The following is a 19,614-nucleotide window of genomic DNA, read 5'->3' as shown; positions in this document are numbered from 1 at the left end:
CCCTGTCAGTCAGGCTCGGTTTGGCGGATCGCTTCGCCGACGATCATGGCAGCCGACATGGCAATATTGAGCGAACGCTGGCCAGGCGCCATCGGGATGACGACACGGCCATCGGCCCGCTCGTGCACGTGGTCTGGCACGCCGGCGCTTTCACGTCCGAACAGCAGTATGTCGTCGGCGCGAAAGCTGAAGCGCGTATAGGGCTGCGCCGCCTTGGTCGAGGCCAGCACAATCCGGCGGCCGGTGGTCGCCCGCCAAGCTTCGAAACGCTCCCAGTTGACGTGGCGGGTAAGGGTGACCGCCGCAATGTAGTCCATGCCCGCGCGCTTGAGGTTGCGATCCGACAGATCGAAGCCGGCAGGCTCGATGATATCCACCGCGATTCCGAGACAGGCGGCGAGCCGCAGGATCGTGCCGGTGTTGCCCGGAATGTCCGGTTGATAGAGCGCGATGCGGAGACTGTTCATAGGGCTTCACCAGAACGGAAGGGAGCATGTGATAGCGACGGTTTCTATGACAGCGAATTGTCACGCGATCCAGCCGCGGCCTGGCGGTGGGACGACACATTTCCTGTCGCTGGTTTTTGGCTCGCTAATTTGTGCCGTATCGGCAACAGCCGGGACGGTGATTATAAAATGGAGAGGAAAATACCCGCGACAATCTGGCGCGGGCGCGCGAATAGGTTTAAAGCTCGCTCATCTTCAACGCGAACCTTTGGAGGCATGCATGCATATTCCCGTGATGACACGCCTCTGGGCCGGGTCCTTCCTGGTCTGACCGGTTCCGCGCCTTTTCTTTCTATCGATCGATTGACGCGCGCTCCGGTTCTCCGGAGGTCGTAGCCTGTTTTGCGGGCCCATTTCCGGTTTCGATTTTTCCAGATAAGAATGCGGGGCGACCCGCCTTCCTTCAAAAATACTCTGAAGGAGCTCGATAATGTTTGGCTGGTTTGAATCCCGCCTCAATCCCTATCCGACGGAAGAGCCGACGCTTCCGCCGAAAGGTCTTTTTGCCTTCTGCTGGCACTATACGAAGCCTGCCGTTCCATGGCTTCTGATCATGTCGGTCTGCACCATGCTGATCGCAATCGGCGAGGTGGCGCTGTTCCAGTTCCTCGGCAACATGGTCGACTGGCTCTCCAGCGCCAACCGCGACAGCTTCCTGGCGGCCGAAGGTGGCAAGCTGTTCTGGATGGCGGCGCTCGTCCTCATCGGCCTGCCGAGCCTGGTCGCTCTCGATTCCTTCGTCATGCATCAGGTGCTGCTCGGCAATTACCCGATGATCGCGCGCTGGCAGATGCACCGTTACCTCTTGCGCCAGAGCATGACCTTCTTCGCCAACGAATTCGCAGGACGCGTGGCGACGAAGGTGATGCAGACGTCGCTTGCCGTGCGCGAGACGGTGATGAAGATCCTCGACGTCTTCGTGTATGTCATCAGCTATTTCGTGACGATGCTGATCGTCGTGGCGACGGCTGATTGGCGACTGGTTGCGCCGCTCGCCGTCTGGCTTGTGGTCTATATCTCGATCGTCAGCTACTTCGTCCCGCGCCTCCAGAAGATCTCGAAAGAGCAGGCCGATGCGCGCTCGATGATGACGGGCCGTATCGTCGACAGCTACACCAACATCGGGACCGTCAAGCTGTTCTCGCACGCAGGTCGCGAGGAGACCTATGCCCGCGCGGCGATGGACGAGTTCCTCGATACCGTCCACCGGCAGATGCGGAAGGTGACGCTCTTTCATGTGTTCGTCTATACGAACAACAGCCTGGCGCTTTTTGCCATCGGCGCGCTTGGCATCCACCTGTGGCTGACGAGCGCGATCTCGGTGGGCGCGATCGCCATCGCGGTCGGCCTTGCGATGCGCATCAACGGCATGTCGCAATGGATCATGTGGGAGGTCTCGGCACTGTTCGAGAATATCGGCACGGTCTATGACGGCATGGGCATGATGACCAAGGCGCACGACATCATCGACCAGCCGAATGCCGCGCTGCTGAAGGCAGACAATGGCGCGATCAGCTACGACAACGTTCGCTTCCACTACGGCAAGGCGAAGGGTGTCATCGATCGGCTGTCGCTCGACATCCGCCCGGGCGAGAAGATCGGCCTGGTCGGGCGGTCGGGCGCCGGCAAGACGACGCTGATGAACCTCCTGCTGCGCTTCTACGACCTTGAGTCCGGCTCAATCCGCATTGACGGCCAGGATATCTCCACCGTCACCCAGAATAGCCTGCGCGCGCAGATCGGCGTCGTCACGCAGGACACGTCGCTGTTGCATCGCTCTATCCGCGACAACATCGCCTATGGGCATCCGGAAGCGAGCGATGCGGACATCGTCGCGGCAGCGAAGAAGGCGAACGCCTGGGACTTCATCCAGACGCTGGAGGACAACCTTGGCAGGCGCGGCCTCGACGCGCAGGTTGGTGAGCGGGGCGTCAAGCTTTCCGGAGGCCAGCGCCAGCGCATCGCGATCGCTCGCGTCTTCCTCAAGGATGCACCGATCCTGATCCTTGACGAGGCAACGTCGGCGCTCGATTCCGAAGTCGAGGCCGCGATCCAGGAAAACCTGTTCGCGCTTATGGCGGGCAAGACGGTGATCGCGATTGCACACAGGCTCTCGACATTGACCGAGATGGATCGCCTGGTGATCCTCGAGGCCGGTCGCATCGTCGAAACCGGCTCCCATGAAGAGCTCGTGGCCAAGGGTGGGCTCTATGCCGATCTCTGGTCGCGCCAGTCCGGCGGCTTCATTGCCGACGATCTGGAGAAGGAAGAAGCGGCGGAGTAATCCGCCGCTTCCATTGGCCTTTGGCAACAAACAGTTGTGGCGTTTTTCTCAAGTTCTTTCGGGCAAGCGCCCCTGCGGAACTTACACATTTGTAATATAGCCGGCACCGGAAATCGTTTGCCGCTGTTTCAGAACCACCTATATCGGAAAACATGCTGCGCGCCATCGTCATCATCTTCGAGAACTGGATCAAGCCGTTCGCGCCGCGAGAGAGGCTGCAGCCACCAAAATCGTTGTGGGGGTTCGCCTGGTTCTATGCGAGCCAGGCAAAGGGACCGTTCATCGCCATGGCAGCGCTTGGCGGTCTGGTGGCGATGCTGGAAGCCGGGCTTTTCTACTTCGTCGGCCGACTGGTCGATGTCCTTGACACCGTGAAGCCGGAGGCCGGATGGAGCGGGTTGATTGCCGCCAATGGACCGGAACTGCTCTTCATGCTCTTGACGGTGCTGGTGTTCCGCTTCCTTGCGGTTGCGCTCGCCGCGCTCGTCGAGGAACAGGCGATCATCACCGGTTTTCTCAACCTGGTGCGCTGGCAATCCTACGTTCACGTCGCGCGCCAGTCGCTAACCTTCTTCCAGAACGACTTTTCCGGCCGCATCGTCACGAAGGTCTGGTCCGGCGCGCAGGCCACGAGCGACCTCATCGTCTCGCTGTTGCAAGTGGTGTGGTTCATCGTGATCTACACGGCATCGACCATGGCGCTGATAGCCCAGCTCGACTGGCGGCTTGCGGCAATGGTGGCGTTCTGGATTGTCGTCTTCCTTGCGCTTGCCCGCTATTTCGTCCCCCGGGTACGCAAGCACGCCCGCGAGACGGCCGAGATGGCGTCGATGCTCAATGGTCGTATGGTCGACGCCTATTCGAATATCCAGACGCTGAAGCTCTTCGGCAGTGACGAGGAGAACGACCGCTATATTCGCGGTGGCTTCGACCGGTTCCAGGGCGCGGTAATCCCCTTCACACGGTTGCTGACGGCCGTGCGCTCGTCGTTGGCGCTGCTTTCAGGCCTCATGATCACGGCCATCGCCGTCTATGCGATCCATCTGTGGCTCGCCGGCTCTGTCAGTTCCGGCGCGGTGGCGTTCACGCTGGCGCTGGTGCTGCGCCTCAACATGCTGCTCGGCCGCATGATGTCGCAGTTCAACGCGATCATGCGCAATATCGGCACGATCCAGAATTCTGCCGAGCTCGTCTCCCAGCCGATCGGCCTCGTCGATCGACCGGGTGCGACCGGTCTCAAGGTCCACCGGCCGGAGATCCGCTTCGAGCACGTGAAGTTCCACTACGGAAAGGGCAGCGGTGTCATCGACGATTTCTCGCTCACCATTCGGCCGGGTGAGAAGGTCGGCATTGTGGGTCGGTCCGGTGCCGGCAAGTCGACGCTCGTCAACCTGCTGCTGCGCTTCTACGACCTCGAGGGCGGCCGCATCTTGATCGACCGCCAGGACATTGCGGGTGTCCGCCAGGAATCGTTGCGCGCCCATGTCGGCATGGTCAGCCAAGACACCTCGCTTCTGCACCGGTCGATCCGTGACAATATCCTCTTCGGACGGCCCGGCGCGAATGAACCGCAGCTGATTGAAGCAGCCCGCAAGGCGGAAGCATACGAATTCATCGTGAATCTCCAGGATCAGCGTGGCCGAAAGGGGTTCGACGCGCATGTCGGCGAACGCGGCGTCAAGCTTTCCGGCGGCCAGCGGCAGCGAATAGCGATTGCCCGCGTCATGCTCAAGGATGCGCCGATCCTCGTTCTCGACGAAGCGACCTCCGCGCTCGATTCCGAAGTGGAAGCGGCCATCCAGTCGAACCTGGAGCGCCTGATGGAGGGCAAGACGGTGCTTGCGATCGCCCATCGGCTGTCGACGATCGCTGCCCTGGACCGGCTTGTCGTGATGGACAAAGGACACATCGTCGAGGATGGCACCCATGCGGAACTGATCGCGCGCGGCGGGCTCTACGCCGACCTCTGGTCGCGTCAATCGGGCGGCTTTCTGGCGCGCGAAGAAGCGGCGGAATAGGGCGCTCGAACGCCGCCCGCCGACCGTCCGCGACACCTCCCGGGAAAAGGCCCGTAACCCCGTCAAGTCCTTGTGCCAATTGGTCGCGCTTTTACCCGCGACAATCTGCCCACATGCCCTTGTCAAGGCTGGACATAATTTGCGATCAAGCATAGAACGCGCCCGATTGACGGGGAATCTGCGTCCAGTGCGTACGTATAATTTTCCGGATACTGGTGCCCGGTCTACGCTTGTCTCGGCAGGCCGGCCAGGGCGCCAGAGAATTGAGAGGGCGTGGTTCCTTGGCTCGGGCGATGGCCTGAACAGGAATCTCGCCGGGGCGGATGCGGTTTCCGCAACATTGCGTGAGAGGATGGTTTAGCCGTGAGCGAACACGACACTTCAAGCGAGACCTTGGGCGAGCCGACTCGCCGCGATTTCCTTTACCTGGCCACGGGTATGGCCGGCGTCGTCGGCGCCGCTGCCGCTGCCTGGCCGTTCATCGACCAGATGCGTCCCGACGCATCGACGCTTGCGCTCGCCTCGATCGAGGTCGATGTCTCCAGCCTGCAGCCGGGCATGTCGCTGACGGCGAAATGGCGCGGCAAGCCGATCTTCATCCGCAACCGCACGGACAAGGAAGTCGAAGACGCCAAGGCCGTTCCTCTGGACGACCTCAAGGATCCGGTTGCGCGCAACGCCAACCTTGCCTCCGACGCCCAGGCCAACGATCTCGACCGTTCGGCCGGCGAGGGCAAGGAGAACTGGATCGTCATGATCGGTTCCTGCACGCACCTCGGCTGCGTTCCGCTCGGTCAGGCCGGTGATTTCGGTGGCTGGTTCTGTCCCTGCCACGGCTCGCACTACGATACGGCCGGCCGTATCCGCAAAGGCCCGGCACCGGAAAACCTCCCCGTGCCGACCTTCTCGTTCGTTTCCGACACAGTTATCAAGATCGGTTGAGGGGACTACTGATAATGAGTGCTGATCATTCAACCTACACGCCAACGACAGGCATCGAGAAGTGGGTTGATTCCCGTCTTCCGCTGCCGCGTCTCGTCCACGACTCGTTCGTCTCCTATCCGGTTCCGCGCAACCTGAACTACGCCTACACCTTCGGCGCCATGCTGTCGGTGATGCTGATCGTCCAGATCCTGACCGGCGTTGTGCTGGCCATGCATTATGCGGCGGAAACGTCGGTCGCCTTCAACTCGGTCGAAAAGATCATGCGCGACGTCAACCACGGTTGGCTGTTGCGCTACCTGCACGCCAACGGCGCGTCGTTCTTCTTCATCGCGGTCTACCTCCACATCGCCCGCGGTCTCTACTACGGCTCCTACAAGGCACCGCGTGAAATCCTCTGGATCCTCGGCGTCGTCATCTATCTCCTGATGATGGCAACCGGCTTCATGGGTTACGTTCTGCCCTGGGGTCAGATGTCCTTCTGGGGTGCGACCGTTATCACGGGCTTCTTCTCGGCCTTCCCGTTGGTCGGCGAGTGGATCCAGCAGTTCCTGCTTGGCGGCTTTGCCGTCGACCAACCGACGCTGAACCGCTTCTTCTCGCTGCACTATCTGCTGCCCTTCATGATCGCCGGCGTTGTGGTCCTCCACATCTGGGCCCTGCATGTCGTCGGCCAGACCAACCCGACCGGCGTGGAAGTGAAGTCGAAGACCGACACCGTCGCCTTCACGCCCTATGCAACGCTGAAGGATGCGCTCGGCGTATCGGTGTTCCTGATCGTTTACGCCTGGTTCGTGTTCTACATGCCGAACTTCCTCGGCCATCCGGACAACTATATCCCGGCTGACGCGCTGAAGACCCCGGCTCACATCGTTCCGGAATGGTACTACCTGCCGTTCTACGCAATGCTGCGCGCCATCACCTTCAGCATCGGACCGATCGACTCCAAGCTTGGCGGCGTTCTGGTGATGTTCGGCTCGATCATCGTCCTGTTCTTCGTGCCCTGGCTCGACACGTCCAAGGTCCGCTCGGCCGTCTACCGCCCGTGGTACAAGCTGTTCTTCTGGATCTTCGTCGCCAACGCGATCATGCTCGGCTGGCTGGGCTCGCGCCCTGCAGAAGGCCTCTATGTCGTGATGTCGCAGCTCGGCACGCTGTACTACTTCGCCTTCTTCCTCGTCATCATGCCGGTTCTCGGCCTGATCGAAACGCCGAAGCGCATTCCGAACTCCATCACCGAGGCGGTGCTGGAAAAGCAGAATGCAAAGGCGCAGCCGGCAACCGTACGCGCTTGATCAGAACAGTGATTGATAAGGAACCCACAACAATGAAAAAGCTTGTTACAGGCATTCTGTCACTCGCTGTCGTCGCCGGTCTCGGCCTGGGCGCCGCCGTCGCCCAGGAACCGGCAGGCGGAGAGGAGCATGCCACCAGCGGCACGCCGCACTTTCCGATCCACAAGCCGGAACAGCAGGATTGGACCTTTGCCGGCCTCTTCGGCCACTACGACCGAGGCCAGCTCCAGCGCGGCCTCAAGGTCTACACCGAAGTCTGTTCTGCCTGCCACTCGATGAACCTCGTCGCTTTCCGTACGCTGGAAGATCTGGGCTATTCCGAGGCTCAGGTGAAGGCGTTCGCGGCAAACTACGAAGTTCAGGACGGACCGAATGCGGACGGCGAGATGTTCACGCGGAAGGCCGTTCCGTCGGATCACTTCCCGTCGCCGTTCCCGAACAAGGAAGCAGCGGCTGCCGCCAACAACGGCGCAGCACCGCCGGACTTTTCGCTGATCGCGAAGGCACGCGGGATCGAGCGCGGCTTCCCGCAGTTCGTCTTCGACATGTTCTGGCCCTACCAGGAAGGCGGACCGGACTACATCCATGCGCTGTTGACCGGTTATCAGGAGCCGCCGGAAGGCGTCGAGGTCGCTGAAGGAACACATTACAACCCGTACTTCGCGAACGCGGCAGCGCTGGCCATGGCCCCACCGATCTCCGACGACCAGGTCACTTATGACGACGGCACGCCGCAGACGGTCGACCAGTACGCCAAAGACGTCGGGGCATTCCTGATGTGGGCGGCCGAGCCGCATCTCGAAGATCGCAAGCGCACTGGCTTCATGGTCATGGTGTTCCTGCTCATCTTCACCGGCCTCATCTATCTGACGAAGAAGTCGGTTTACGCGAACAAGGAGCATTGATCGAAATCCGGCAATGCCGGCTCGGTCATCAGAATTTTCGAAAGGCCCCGGTTGGGGCCTTTCTTTTTGCGCGAGTATGGTTCTGGCCCCGCCAGGTTCCGAACCCGCCAGCGAACCGCCGGGCTTTCTCGGCGCGCGTCTCGGCAGCATTCAATCGGCTACCGTCCATTGCGGATTCCAGACGATCTCCCGGAGATGGCCGTCCGGGTCGTGGAAATAACCCGAATACCCGCCCCAGACGCGTTCATGCGCCGCATCGGTAATGACTGCGCCGGCCTTTTCGGCCTGCTTCATGACGGCATCGACCTCGTCTCTCGATTTGGCGATGTGGCCGATGGACACCGCACCGAGCCGCACTGGCGGTGCGGTTATCTTCGCATCCTTCGCAAGTGAAGTCGTCGGGAATAGCGCCAGGATCAGGTCCTCGCCCATATGGAAAAAGACCACCGCGCCATCTTCGAATTGCTGGCCGACAATCCCCTCCGTCGGCAGGCCCATTCCGTCGCGATAGAAGGCGAGCGACTTTTCGAGATCGCTCACGCCAAGGGTAAGGACCTTAATTCGCGGCTTCATTTCCGCCTCCTTTGAGCGCCGCGCGTTCATCCAGCGCGCAAAGCTCATTGCAGCATTTGAATTGCCGCATGATTTTGTCCCCAAATCGGCACCGATTTAAGGACCTTGCGCCCTCCGGGTGCGGCGGCCTTGGTGAGGCGCGGTTTCGTCGGCGAGCAATTGCCGCCACCACCTGTGCATGCTGACCATTTCCCGCAGCGCGGATTTCGAGACAGCGAACGGACAAGAGCGCGATTGGCCGGACGCCACCGCAATGCATCGCCGGCGAGGAAGCAATCGTCTGCACTGAGCAACCACAGCCGACGATGCCGAGGTCGCGTTGCACGCGCCTGTGAGGAGGTGGGTTGCTCTGCGATACGGCGAATACGAAAACGGCCCCGTCTTTCGACAGGGCCGTTACCTGCAGATCTCTCTGCCGGATCAGCTGAAGCGACCAGCCGCGTGGGCGAGCATCGTATAGACCTTGCCCGTATCGGACGTCAGATAGGTCTGCGTAATGCGCTTGTCGGGGTCGTTTCGCGCGACATCAGCGAGCAGCTTTTCGAAGTCGGCGATGTAGCGGTCCACCGCCGTCCGGAATTCCGGTTCGCGATCATACTTGCGCTTGATCTCGTCGAATGTCTGCTGGCCCTTGAGGGTGTACAGGCGGCGCGTGAACACATCGCGTTCGCCGCGTTGATAGCGCCGCCAGAGATCCACCGACGCGTCATGGTCGATCGCCCGGGCGATGTCGACCGAGAGCGAGTTCAACGACTCGACCACATGGCGCGGATTACGGCTGTCACCGGGGCGCACCGAAGGCTGGCTTTCCGCCGGCCGCTGGCGCGCGGTGGCGGGAGCTTCTTCACGCGAGGCCGCGCGAAGCAGATCACGCATCCAGCCGCCGCCTTCTTCCGTGCGGTCCTCGGCGACATCCTGGCGGGCAGGCGTCTGCGGGCGTGTGGCTTGCTCCAGGCCCAGGCTTCCACGCAGGGCCGGAGCCGGTGCTGGTGCGGGGGCCGGCTGCTCACGCCGCTCCTCCGCGACCGGCTGCTGGACGGCGGGGCGGGGGGAGACAGGAGCCGGAGCATTCGAAACGGCCTGCTGGCGAACCGGCTGCGCGACCTCGAGCTGCGTGGAGGACTTGCCGATGATTTCGGAAAGCTCCTGCAGCGCCTTGATCTGTTCAGAGACGGCGCGCCGCATCATCGAGGCGTTCTCCTTTGCCTCTTCGGGCAAATCGAAGGCGCCGCGCTTCAGCTCCTCGCGGGTCATGTCGAGTTCCTTGCGGATCTCGGTGGCGGAGCGGCGGATTTCGTCGGTCGCACCGCTGAAGCGGTTGATCGCCTCATCGATTGCCTGACGCACGGCCTCGCGCAGTTGGGCGGCAACGCCGTCAGACTTCTTGCCGCTTTCAGCCAGCATGCGCTCGATGTCGGACACCGAGGCCCCAACGCTGCCGCGCAGGCGAGACGCGACTTCCTTCGAACGTTCTTCGGCATTTGTGAAGGCGCCCTCGATCGACTGACCGGCATCCTCCCCAGCCTTGGCGATCGCGCGGCGAAGCGCCTCGGAGGCACTGAGCGCGCGGCCTTCCACCTGCGACAGCGTCTTGTTGACATCGGCGAACGAGGTCTCGACGCCGGAGCGCAACGTATCGGCGATCTGGCGGGTCCGCTCCTCGGCCTGCGTGAAGACGCCTTCGACCGACGCGCCGGCTTCTTCGCCAGCCTGCGCCAGAGCGTTGCGCATCGCTTCGGCAGCTTCGTTCGCACGCTGTTCGGTGCTCGACAGCAGCCGGCCGACGTCCGCGAAGGAGGACTGGATGCCGCTGCGAAGATTTCCGGCGACCTGGCCGGAGCGTTCTTCGGCACGCTGGAAGGCGCCATCGACGAAGCCTTCCAGTGCCCGCATCGTGCGTTCGATTTCCTCCGAGCGCTGCACTAGGCCGACGGAAAGGGTCCGCAATGCGCCCTGACGCTCTTCGAGCGTGCTGACCAGGTTCGACTGGGCGGCGGCCAGCAGGTCGGACGCCTGGCCGAGAACCTTCGAATGATCCTCAAAGCGGCCAACGATCCCGCCGATCTGAGAAAGCGTCGAACCGGCGATGTCGGAGAGCTTGTCGACCCGGCCTTCGATGAGGCGCGCGGAACTCGACAGCATGTCGGACGCCTGCCGTGTCGTTTCGGAGAACTTCGATGCCGTCGCCTCAAGGCGCTGGTCCATGTCGCCGAGATTGTCGCTCGCCTGATCGATAACGGTCGCGATCGCCGAATTGTTGGCGGCGAGCTGGTCGATGAGACCCATCGCCGTCGACTGGAGGCGGTTTTCGACCATCTTCATGGCCTTGGCCGTTTCCTCTGCGCGCAGCGTTATGGCGTTGAGCGTTTCGTCGGTCCGCTCGGTAATCGCGTTGATGAGCGCCGCGTTTTCAGCGCGCAGGCGATCCGCGCTCTCCTGGGTGAGGGCAGCGATCCGCTCGGCCGCCTCCTTGCCGGTTGCCGCATACTGCTCGATGACGGGCCGTGCCTGCTCGTCCAGAAGGCGCGACAGCTCGAGCGACCGGCCGGCGAGCATCGAATTGAGTTCGCGGGTGCGTTCGTCGAGTGTGCTGCGGATGGCCTGGCCACGGGCGTCGAGCGCCTTTTCCGCGTCCGACAGGCTCTGCTGGATGCCCAGAGCGTGGTTGGCAACCTGGTTATGAGTGGAGGCAAGCCGTGCGGTTGCCGTATCCACGGCGTCCGTAACCGAGCGGGCGAGGTCGGCATGGCGGGCGGCAGTGGTCGATGCGGTTTGCTCGATCGAGGTCGCGAATTCGGCGTTGCGGGCGGCAAGCGCGTCTGCGAAATCCACGCCAGCCTTGGACAACAGATCGGCCGAACGGGCAGCTTCCGCGTCGAGCTCCTGCGCTGCGCTGCTTACAGCGCCGCGCAGGCTCGTTACGAGGGCTGCGGCCTTGCCTTCGATCGTCCGATTGACGTTTTCGAGACCGATGTTGAGGGCGCGGTCCATCGTACCGAGCCGCTCTTCGATACGGCCCGTACCGGCCTCGATCGCCGTCGAGATGCGGGCTGCCGCCGTCTCGCTGACCCGATCAATCTCGCCGGCGCGCTCGCCAAGGCTATCGGCGATCCGTTGTCCGGCAATGTCGACGATGGCGTTGACGCTGCCGACACTGTCGCGGATGCGTTCTTCGAGCGAACCGAGGCTCGTTTCGATACGCGCGCCGGTGTCGTCGACGATCGCGTTGACATTGCCGACGCTGCCGCGGATGCGCTCTTCGAGCGAACCAAGGCTCGTTTCGATGCGCGCGCCGGTGTCGTCAACGATGGCGTTGACGCTGCCTACGCTGCCGCGGATGCGCTCTTCCACTGCGCCGAGGCGGTTTTCGATGCGGATACCCGTATCGTCGACGATGCCGCTAACGGTACCGACGGTCCCGCGAATACGCTCCTCAAGCGAACCGAGGCTCGTTTCGATACGCGCGCCAGTCTCATCGACGAATGCGTTCACGCTACCAACGCTGCCCTGAACGCGATCTTCGAGCGAGCCGAGGCTCGCCTCGATGCGGGCGCCCGTATCGTCGAGACGGTTGTTGATGCCGTTGATCGAGATGTCGACGCGATTGGTGAGCGTGTCGGCCGCAAGGCTGATCTGGTCGGCCGTCTCGGCAAGGCGGTCCGCGATGGTGCCGGTGGTGGAGCGCATGCGCGCGTCGAGCGCTTCGGCGCTGCGGTCAATGACGCCGGCAATCGACGACTGCCGCTCCTCAAGCGACATTTCCAGCATGCTGGCGCTGGTCGCGAGCGTCGTCGCGATCGCCATGGACTGATCGGACAGCAGATCCTCGAGGTTTTCGCGTCCCTGGCCGACGGCCAAATTGATCGCGTGGATCCGATCGTCGAGCGTCGCCCTGATCTGATCATGCGTCGTCGTGAGCGTGTCGCGCAAATGTTCGGTCTTGCCGGAAAGCGCCTGCTCGATTTCTGCAGCCTTGCCGGCGAGCGAGGCGGTCGCCTCGGATGTGCGGGCAGTAAGCGCTTCCGCGATCTCGGCGCTGGTGCCCGTCAGGGCGTCCGAGATCTTCCCGACGCGACCGCTCAGATCTTCGGCGATCCGAGCGCTCGTTTCGGTGAGCGTGCCTGCAATCTGGCTGACGCGGCTGCCGAGGTTCTCGGCCACCTCGGATACGCTTTGTGAAAGCTTGTTCTCGATCTCGCCGACCCGGTCCGTCATCGTCTCGGCGACGGCCATTGCGCGGAACGTCAGGTTGTCGGCAACGTCTTCGGCGTGGCGGCTGAGCGTGTCCGCCATTTCATTGGCGCGGGCCGACATCGTCGAGTTGATCTGTGTCGCACGCTCTGAAAGGACCCCATCGAGCGCAGTCGTCTGGTTGGTGAGCACGTCGGTGATCGCGTCCCCACGTTGCGAAAGCACGCCTTCGAGCGCTTTGGTCTGGCTGCTGAGCGTTTCGGAGATCGCCTCTCCGCGCTCGGAGAGGACGCGCTCCAGCCGATCAGCGGTACCGGCGACAGCACCCTCGACGAGGCTCGCGCCGGAGGTGAGGGCGGTCGAGATGGCGGCAGTGCGCTCCGAAAGCGTGTTGTCCAGGCGATGTTGGCTTGCCGCTATGGCGCTGGTGATTTCATCGGTCGTGCCTGTGAGGGTCTGTTCGATCCGCGCATGCGCGGATTGTAGACCGTCGATGAAGGCGGACGTGCGCGAATCGAGCCCCTCGGTCAGGCGCTGCTCGCTGGTCGTGAGGGCATCCGCAAGCGCATCGGCACGGCGGCCGAAGCCACTCTCGATCCGTTCCTGCGCCTCCGTGAGCGCACCCATCAGCGAACCGGTCTTGTCGGAAAGCACGCTCTCGATCCGGTTCTGCGCACTGCCGATAAGATTGCTGAGCTCGGACGTACGGCCGCCGATGCTTTCCTCGATGAAATCCTGTGTCGCGCCAAGTGCCGTGGCAAGCGTCAGCGACTGGTCGGAGAGGGCCGAACCGATCTTCTCAACACCGCTGTCGAGGGCGTTGCCGATCGCGTCCGAGCCGCCGGAAACGGTCTCGTTGATCCGGTGAAGGCTTTCCATCAGCTTGGTGTCGAGCAGGTTTGCGCGCTTGTCGAAAGCACTCGCGAACTCGTGGAAGCGTTCGTCGAAGGCCGTCGCCAACTGGCCGACCGTCGTCTGCAGCTTTTCTTCGAAGAAACCGCCGCGAAGATCGAGATCCATGATCGCATCGTCGGCGCTCGACTTCAGGCTCTGTCTGAAGCTTGCGCCCTTTTCGTCGAGAGCGCCATTGAGCGTGGCAAGCATGTCGTCGAGCCCGCCGGTGATTGCCTGCTGGCCGACACTCAGGCTCTCGTTGAGGTCGCGGGTCCGTGCGATCAGCGTTTCGTTGAGCTGGCGCGCACGCTCATTGAGGGCGGCATTCAGCTTCTCGGTGTTGGCATCCAGGCTGGAAGCGCGGGTCTCGAACTGGCCGAGCAACTGCTCGCCACGTTTTTCCAGGGTCTCACTGAGGGCGTCGAGACGTGCATCGAATTCATTGCTGAGCGCGACGCCAGCCGTTGTCAGTCCGGAAAGGAGCGCATCGGTGCGGGTGGACAGCATCGTGCTGATGGTCTGCAGCGAATTCTCCGACCTTTCCGTGAGGGCGGCGGAGCGTGTATCGATCAAGGAAGCGAAGGCTTCGCCGGACAAAGCGATGCGCGAGGCGATATCCTCGCTTGCTAGTTCCAGATCGTCCTTCAGCTTGGTGTGCGCACCGGCGATCGAGGTGCGGATACGGTCGGCGTGGCCGATGATCGCTTCCCGCTCAAGTCCCAGTTCCTGCACGAGGGTGCGAACGCGAAGTTCGTTTTCGCTGTAGCTGCGTTCAAGCGCATTAACCTCGGAGTGGACCAGCGTTTCGAGTTCCGTCGCGCGTGCGATGGTGCGCTCGATACCTTCGTTCATCGCTGACACTTCGCGACGGACAGCCTGGCCAACGGTCATCACGCGGTCTGCGGCGGTTGTTTCCGGCTCGGCAAGACGGAGGGCGACCTCAGCCATCGAGCGCGCCGCGTTGCGCAGATCCTGCGCTCTCGCAATCATGATGGCAAAGGAGAAGAACAGCATCACGGGCAGGGCGATGCCGATAAGAACACCGATTGCACCCGGCGTGGCGGCGAGATCGGCAGGCGAACGGATTTGCCAGATCTGCGGCGCATAAAGGAGATGGGCGACGGCGAGACCAGCGAAGGCCCAAAGCAGCGACACCAGCGCAGCGGTGCGGATTGCCGCGCGGCTGGTGCGAACTTCGAGGGAACGCAGCATCGCGGCGGGCGATCGGCGTGTATCGTCATTTGCCGGTGAAAGCGGCGGCTGCTTCGGAGCGGGCTCGGACGCGAGGCTGCGTACTGCCTTCGGCGCTTCCGGCTGCGCCTTTGAAGCCTGCGCCTGATCAGATGCGGCAGCCTGCTTGCTGGGCTCAGACACGGTTTCCTCCGGTTCATCCAAGGAAGTCTTGTCATTCAGAGCCGACTTAAGGTCGTCAAAGTCGATCTTCAGGGCCGCTTCCAGTGCCTGGAACGCCTTTTCGTCGATCGACTCACTGCTCTTTTTCGTCGCCATAGGGATACGCCTCACTACTATTGCCCGCCGATGGCCATCTCCACGGCGCCGCACCGGCGATCGCGAAGACATCCGAAACAGGGCGGTGACGCCAGGGACACGCGCCACATCCGCGCAATATCCTGCCTGATCACCCATTCCATTGCCTTGATGGATAGCCCGAACTAAGGCCTCACGGCACCGAGCACAGAGCTTATCCACCGGAACAGTTGCCACTTTCGTACGCAAACCCGTTCCTGACCGTATCGTAGTGACACATTAGCCAGGTTCTTACAATTAAGCGCAATCCGCATTCATTAAAATCCTAATGATTTCTTAACAGGATGACGGCTTCCCGGTGGGAAAAGCCAAGGAAATCAGCCCGTTTAACCTGCGTTAACCATTTCCTCAGATTCCTGCGTCAATTGCATCGCGCTTTAAGCTGATGGCAGCGGCGCCGGTCGATGATCCACGCATGCTCTATGCGGTGCGACAGCGTCGGCGAACGTGACATCTATTGACAGGAAACTGACCCATGGCGGCACTCAAGATAGCCTTCGAGACACCAGACAACCCAGGAAGCTCTTCCCTCGGCAGAAAACCCATCGACTTCGCCCAGCTCGGCAGACAGACGATGGGGGACAAGGAACTGGAGATCGAAGTTCTGCAGCTTTTCGCGCGGCAGGCGCGGCAAGCGGTCGGCGAGATCGCTGGCAGTGACACCGATCGGCGCGTCCAGGCTGCCCACCGGCTGAAGGGTTCTGCGCTCGCTGTCGGCGCCGTTGACGTTGCGGAGGCGGCGGCCGCGATCGAACGGGAACCGGGGAACACGATCCTTGCGGGCGCGCTCGGTGCAGCCGTACTCGTGACCGAGCTTTTCATTCTGAAGCTTTGCCGCTGACTTCAATCCTCTTGCGAAGCGGCGCTTGGACACCTCCCGCGGCCGCTCATACGGGGATGTGCCACCGGGCGGGACCGGCTGTTGTTGACTGGCTGGCCAATTTGTTGGAAGAACGTGCGCTGAATTCGCGCCGTCGCCGCCTGCAGCGGCAGGATCTTGCGCTGGCGGCCACTCCTACCAATCCATTCCGGAAAGTGAAATGACAAAACTTACGATCGTAGCCTTTGACGGCACGCGCCACGAACTCGATGTCGAGAACGGCTCCACGGTCATGGAGAACGCGGTTCGCAATTCCGTGCCGGGCATCGAAGCCGAATGCGGCGGCGCCTGCGCCTGTGCGACCTGTCATGTCTATGTCGACGACGAATGGGCTGCTGCCGTCGGCGCGCCGGAGGCAATGGAAGAAGACATGCTGGACTTCGCCTACGACGTGCGTCCGACATCGCGGCTTTCCTGTCAGATCAAGATGAGTGAGGCTCTGGACGGACTGGTCGTCCATGTTCCGGAGCGCCAGGCCTGACCCCCGGGCTACCGAGCAGCTATTCCGGCACAGCACAAAAAAATGCCTCGCTGGTCGCATCGACGAGCGAGGCAAGGAGGGCGTATCGCAGACAGATGAGGGAGGGAGCATCTGCTGCACCAGGACACGCCAGGAGAACCTGTTTTTGCTTCATTGCTTGGGCCCTGAATTAAAAGCCTGAAGCAACGATGCGAAACCAAAATAAAGCCAAATACGAGCACGACGTCTTGCTACCGGCCGACAGCCAAACGCTTGTCTCGTCGAAAGGTTGAACTTCAATTCTACCTCTCACTTCATGGTCTCAATATAGCTGAGTCGGCGTCTCGCTGCCATCGTTAGAATTCGCCAATAAAATACCGTGGGTTTTGCGCGGCCGGCTTGCACGCTGCCAGACTATAGTCACCCTGTTCTTGGGGTGCGATTTCTTGCTGCTTAAACAAGCCGGACAATCCCGTTGTGGATCACTGTGCGTTGTGCACGAAGGCAGGTGGAATGACCTCAGCGCCCGCCCTTGAGGCCTTCCAAACGGTATTGCAGCAACCGAATCATGCGGCGATCGAAGTTTGCAGCCTCGGTGCGGTCAAAGCGTGCCTGATCCTTGTCGTGCCTTTCGACTTCGGTCGTACTCGTTCGAGCCACTTTGGCCTGCATGCGCTCGCAATCCGCTTCCGGTTTCAGCGCTAGGAACGCTTTTTCCATCTGGCGCGCATGATTGCGGGCGATCTCCGCATGCCGCTCCTCATGGCGCTTTATGTCGCTTGCGAGCGTGTCCCAAACCAACGCAAGATCACGGCCCGCCTGTTTGCGATATTTCCAGCGCGGCAGGATGATACGCGTGTTGAGCGTGACGCGCGCCGTACCGATGGCGCAGCGCCCGCCGCGGCTGACATAGGTGATCGTGCCACCGAATTTGATCCGCGTCGCTCCGGGATGGCGCGCGCCCGTGCTTGTCATCACCGGGCCGGCCGCAGCAAGCGCCTTGTCGAGTTCCGCAGCCGTGCGACCGCCGATCGAGAAGTAGGTGAAGCTCTTGCTGAACACGGTCTCTGCCGCGGCACCCCCCAGCGGAAGGCCGACGAAGAGCGCGACGAGAGCGGCTTTCAGCGGAACGCGAACTCGGTACATCAATAGGTGTTTCTCTTTGGTTGAAGTTCGTTGAAGCTTGGGGCATAGCCAGCACGAGCGCAACACAAATCGACTGGACGTAGCGCTCAGAGCTTTCGGAGTAGCCTGAAGAAAGCCTCGCAACTCTTTGATATTTAACAGGCTGATCTATTCTTGGTGGGGCCATGGAATATGGGCTCTCGGCATCGCGGGGATCATGGGAACATGACGAACACTCCATTTCAGGTGTCTCGCTGGAAATTGGCGCATGGGCGCAATCTCGAACTAGGGCCGCGTGGCGTTTTGATGGCGATCATCAACATCACTCCGGATTCGTTCTCCGACGGTGGGCGCTTCATCGATGCCGCTGCGGCCGTAAGCGCAGGCCTGCGTGCGGTGGAGCAGGGCGCGGAAATCCTCGATATCGGCGGTGAATCTACTCGCCCGGACGCCGCGCCGGTGACCGCCGAGGAGGAGCAAGCGCGCATCCTTCCGGTGATCGCCGGGCTGGCTCGTGAAACGGACGCGATCATTTCGGTCGACACCTACCGCGCCGAAACGGCGCGTCTCGCCGTGGAAGCGGGCGCCCACATCGTCAACGACGTGCACGGGCTGCAGCGCGAGCCGGCGATCGCTGAGGCAGCAGCGGCAACGGGCGCAGGGCTCTGCATCATGCATACGGGCCGCGAGCGGCAGAAGCTCGATGATGTCGTCGATGATCAGTTTCATTTTCTCGACCGATCGCTTGAGATTGCGGCCGGGGCCGGAATCGCGCGGGAAAGAATCGTTCTCGATCCGGGTTTCGGCTTTGCCAAGGACACCGATGAGAATCTGGAACTGATGGCCCGTTTCGGCGAGTTGCATCGCTTCGGCTTGCCGATGCTGGTCGGAACGTCGCGCAAACGCTTCATCGGCGCGGTCACGGGACGAGACGCACCGGCGCGTGACGTCGGAACGGCCGCGACGACCGCGCTTCTCAGGGCTGCGGGCGCTGCGATATTTCGGGTGCATGATGTCGCAATCAACAGGGATGCACTGGTAATGGCAGATGCTATGCTGGCGGCAAAGAACAGCCGACGGGATACGAAGCCATGACTGCGACCTACATTATCACCTTGAAGAATTGCGCCTTCTTCGCCCGCCACGGCGTGCTCGACGAGGAGGAGTTTCTCGGGCAACGCTTCTTCGTCGATGCCGAACTCGAGGTAGAGCAGGGCACGGCACTCGCGGAGGATTGCATAGACGACACCGTGCATTACGGCATCGCCTTTGCGGAAATCGAGAGAATCGTCACCGGGCGCCGGCGCTACCTGATCGAGGCGCTGGCGCTAGAGGTTGCAAAGACCCTTTGCGCGCGCTTCCGGCAAATCCGGCGCGCGAAGGTCTCCATCCGCAAGCCGAACGCGCCGGTCCCGGGCGTGCTGGATTACGTCGAAGTCACGGTCGAGCATGTCGCAGAGTAGGACCTGGCGTCACGCTACGCTCGGTCTGGGCGGCAATCTCGGCGATCCGCCGCGGGCTATGGCGCAGGCATTACGCGCACTCGATGAAAGACCGGACTGCAAGATTACGGCTGTGTCGCGGCTCTACCGAACACCACCTTGGGGTAAGACCGATCAGGCCTGGTTCTTTAACGCCTGCGCCGAGGTGGAGACGGCACTCGATCCCGAAACGCTGCTCGACACCTGCCTTGATATCGAGCGTGCGATGAAGCGGATCCGCAAGGAGCGCTGGGGGCCCCGCACGATCGATATCGACTTGCTGACCTTCGAAGGAGTGAGCTCAACGAGCGAAAAGCTGGAATTGCCGCATCCGCGCATGACGATGCGCGGTTTCGTGCTGATGCCGCTCGCCGACTTCGCGGCCGACCTTTGCATACAAGGGCGCGCGGTCCGCGAGTGGCTGAACGACGCCGATGTTGCCGGAATTGAAGTGGCCAATGCCGACGCCGATTGGTGGCGCGAGCGTAATTGAGCGCGAAAAACACCGCGGG

At 61.9% G+C, this 19,614-nt stretch carries 14 protein-coding genes; 10 read left to right on the top strand and 4 right to left on the bottom strand.

What is annotated here, in order from left to right; genetic code table 11:
- Positions 1-5: 5 nt before the first annotated feature.
- Positions 6-467: a tRNA (cytidine(34)-2'-O)-methyltransferase gene (locus FKV68_RS10365; protein ID WP_180937766.1), complete on the bottom strand. Its 462-nt coding sequence runs from the start codon at positions 465-467 to the stop codon at positions 6-8.
- 469 nt (positions 468-936) lie between these two features.
- On the opposite strand from FKV68_RS10365, the gene FKV68_RS10360 reads away from it, so the two are divergent.
- From FKV68_RS10360 to FKV68_RS10340, 5 genes are all read left to right on the top strand, one after another.
- Positions 937-2,790 carry an ABC transporter ATP-binding protein gene (locus FKV68_RS10360; protein WP_180937765.1) on the top strand — a complete coding sequence of 618 codons (1,854 nt, stop codon included), beginning with the start codon at positions 937-939 and terminating at the stop codon, positions 2,788-2,790.
- Between the two features lie 152 nt (positions 2,791-2,942).
- Positions 2,943-4,808 (top strand): ABC transporter ATP-binding protein, encoded by a 1,866-nt coding sequence (locus tag FKV68_RS10355; RefSeq protein ID WP_180937764.1) that lies wholly within the window; start codon positions 2,943-2,945, stop codon positions 4,806-4,808.
- Between the two features lie 363 nt (positions 4,809-5,171).
- A complete protein-coding gene (gene petA / locus FKV68_RS10350) occupies positions 5,172-5,750 on the top strand; it encodes a ubiquinol-cytochrome c reductase iron-sulfur subunit (protein WP_180937763.1) in 579 nt (192 codons plus the stop codon).
- Positions 5,751-5,764: 14 nt separating this feature from the next.
- Positions 5,765-7,045, top strand: coding sequence for a cytochrome b (locus FKV68_RS10345; protein WP_180937762.1), 1,281 nt, complete (start codon positions 5,765-5,767; stop codon positions 7,043-7,045).
- Positions 7,046-7,077: 32 nt separating this feature from the next.
- Positions 7,078-7,950 carry a cytochrome c1 gene (locus tag FKV68_RS10340; protein WP_180937761.1) on the top strand — a complete coding sequence of 291 codons (873 nt, stop codon included), beginning with the start codon at positions 7,078-7,080 and terminating at the stop codon, positions 7,948-7,950.
- A gap of 150 nt (positions 7,951-8,100) precedes the next feature.
- On the opposite strand, the gene FKV68_RS10335 is transcribed toward FKV68_RS10340, so the two are convergent.
- Positions 8,101-8,523, bottom strand: a complete 423-nt coding sequence (locus FKV68_RS10335; RefSeq protein ID WP_180937760.1) for a VOC family protein — start codon at positions 8,521-8,523, stop codon at positions 8,101-8,103.
- A gap of 420 nt (positions 8,524-8,943) precedes the next feature.
- On the bottom strand, positions 8,944-15,117 hold the full coding sequence (locus tag FKV68_RS10330) for an apolipoprotein A-IV repeat region-like domain-containing protein (protein WP_180937759.1): 6,174 nt from the start codon (positions 15,115-15,117) through the stop codon (positions 8,944-8,946).
- 514 nt (positions 15,118-15,631) lie between these two features.
- On the opposite strand from FKV68_RS10330, the gene FKV68_RS10325 reads away from it, so the two are divergent.
- Together FKV68_RS10325 and FKV68_RS10320 are read left to right on the top strand one after the other, a co-directional pair.
- Positions 15,632-15,997 carry an Hpt domain-containing protein gene (locus FKV68_RS10325; protein ID WP_180937758.1) on the top strand — a complete coding sequence of 122 codons (366 nt, stop codon included), beginning with the start codon at positions 15,632-15,634 and terminating at the stop codon, positions 15,995-15,997.
- 199 nt (positions 15,998-16,196) lie between these two features.
- Positions 16,197-16,517, top strand: coding sequence for a 2Fe-2S iron-sulfur cluster-binding protein (locus FKV68_RS10320; RefSeq protein ID WP_136505576.1), 321 nt, complete (start codon positions 16,197-16,199; stop codon positions 16,515-16,517).
- A gap of 498 nt (positions 16,518-17,015) precedes the next feature.
- On the opposite strand, the gene FKV68_RS10315 is transcribed toward FKV68_RS10320, so the two are convergent.
- Positions 17,016-17,642, bottom strand: coding sequence for a DUF922 domain-containing Zn-dependent protease (locus FKV68_RS10315; protein ID WP_180937757.1), 627 nt, complete (start codon positions 17,640-17,642; stop codon positions 17,016-17,018).
- Between the two features lie 204 nt (positions 17,643-17,846).
- Here FKV68_RS10315 and folP point away from each other — a divergent pair, with 204 nt between their 5' ends.
- Genes folP through folK form a run of 3 tightly spaced genes read left to right on the top strand, consistent with a single transcriptional unit; the run spans position 17,847 to position 19,595 of the window.
- On the top strand, positions 17,847-18,716 hold the full coding sequence (folP, locus tag FKV68_RS10310; protein WP_180937756.1) for a dihydropteroate synthase: 870 nt from the start codon (positions 17,847-17,849) through the stop codon (positions 18,714-18,716).
- Positions 18,713-19,084 (top strand): dihydroneopterin aldolase, encoded by a 372-nt coding sequence (gene folB / locus FKV68_RS10305; RefSeq protein ID WP_136505573.1) that lies wholly within the window; start codon positions 18,713-18,715, stop codon positions 19,082-19,084. Before folP ends, folB begins: the two co-directional genes overlap by 4 nt.
- Positions 19,071-19,595: a 2-amino-4-hydroxy-6-hydroxymethyldihydropteridine diphosphokinase gene (folK, locus tag FKV68_RS10300; RefSeq protein ID WP_180937755.1), complete on the top strand. Its 525-nt coding sequence runs from the start codon at positions 19,071-19,073 to the stop codon at positions 19,593-19,595. Before folB ends, folK begins: the two co-directional genes overlap by 14 nt.
- The last annotated feature ends 19 nt before the right edge of the window (positions 19,596-19,614 follow it).

The organism is Sinorhizobium mexicanum (assembly GCF_013488225.1).
Taxonomy (GTDB): Bacteria; Pseudomonadota; Alphaproteobacteria; order Rhizobiales; family Rhizobiaceae; genus Sinorhizobium; species Sinorhizobium mexicanum.
Note: the sequence above shows the minus strand (reverse complement) of the source record. Positions and strands in the feature narration are given on the sequence as shown.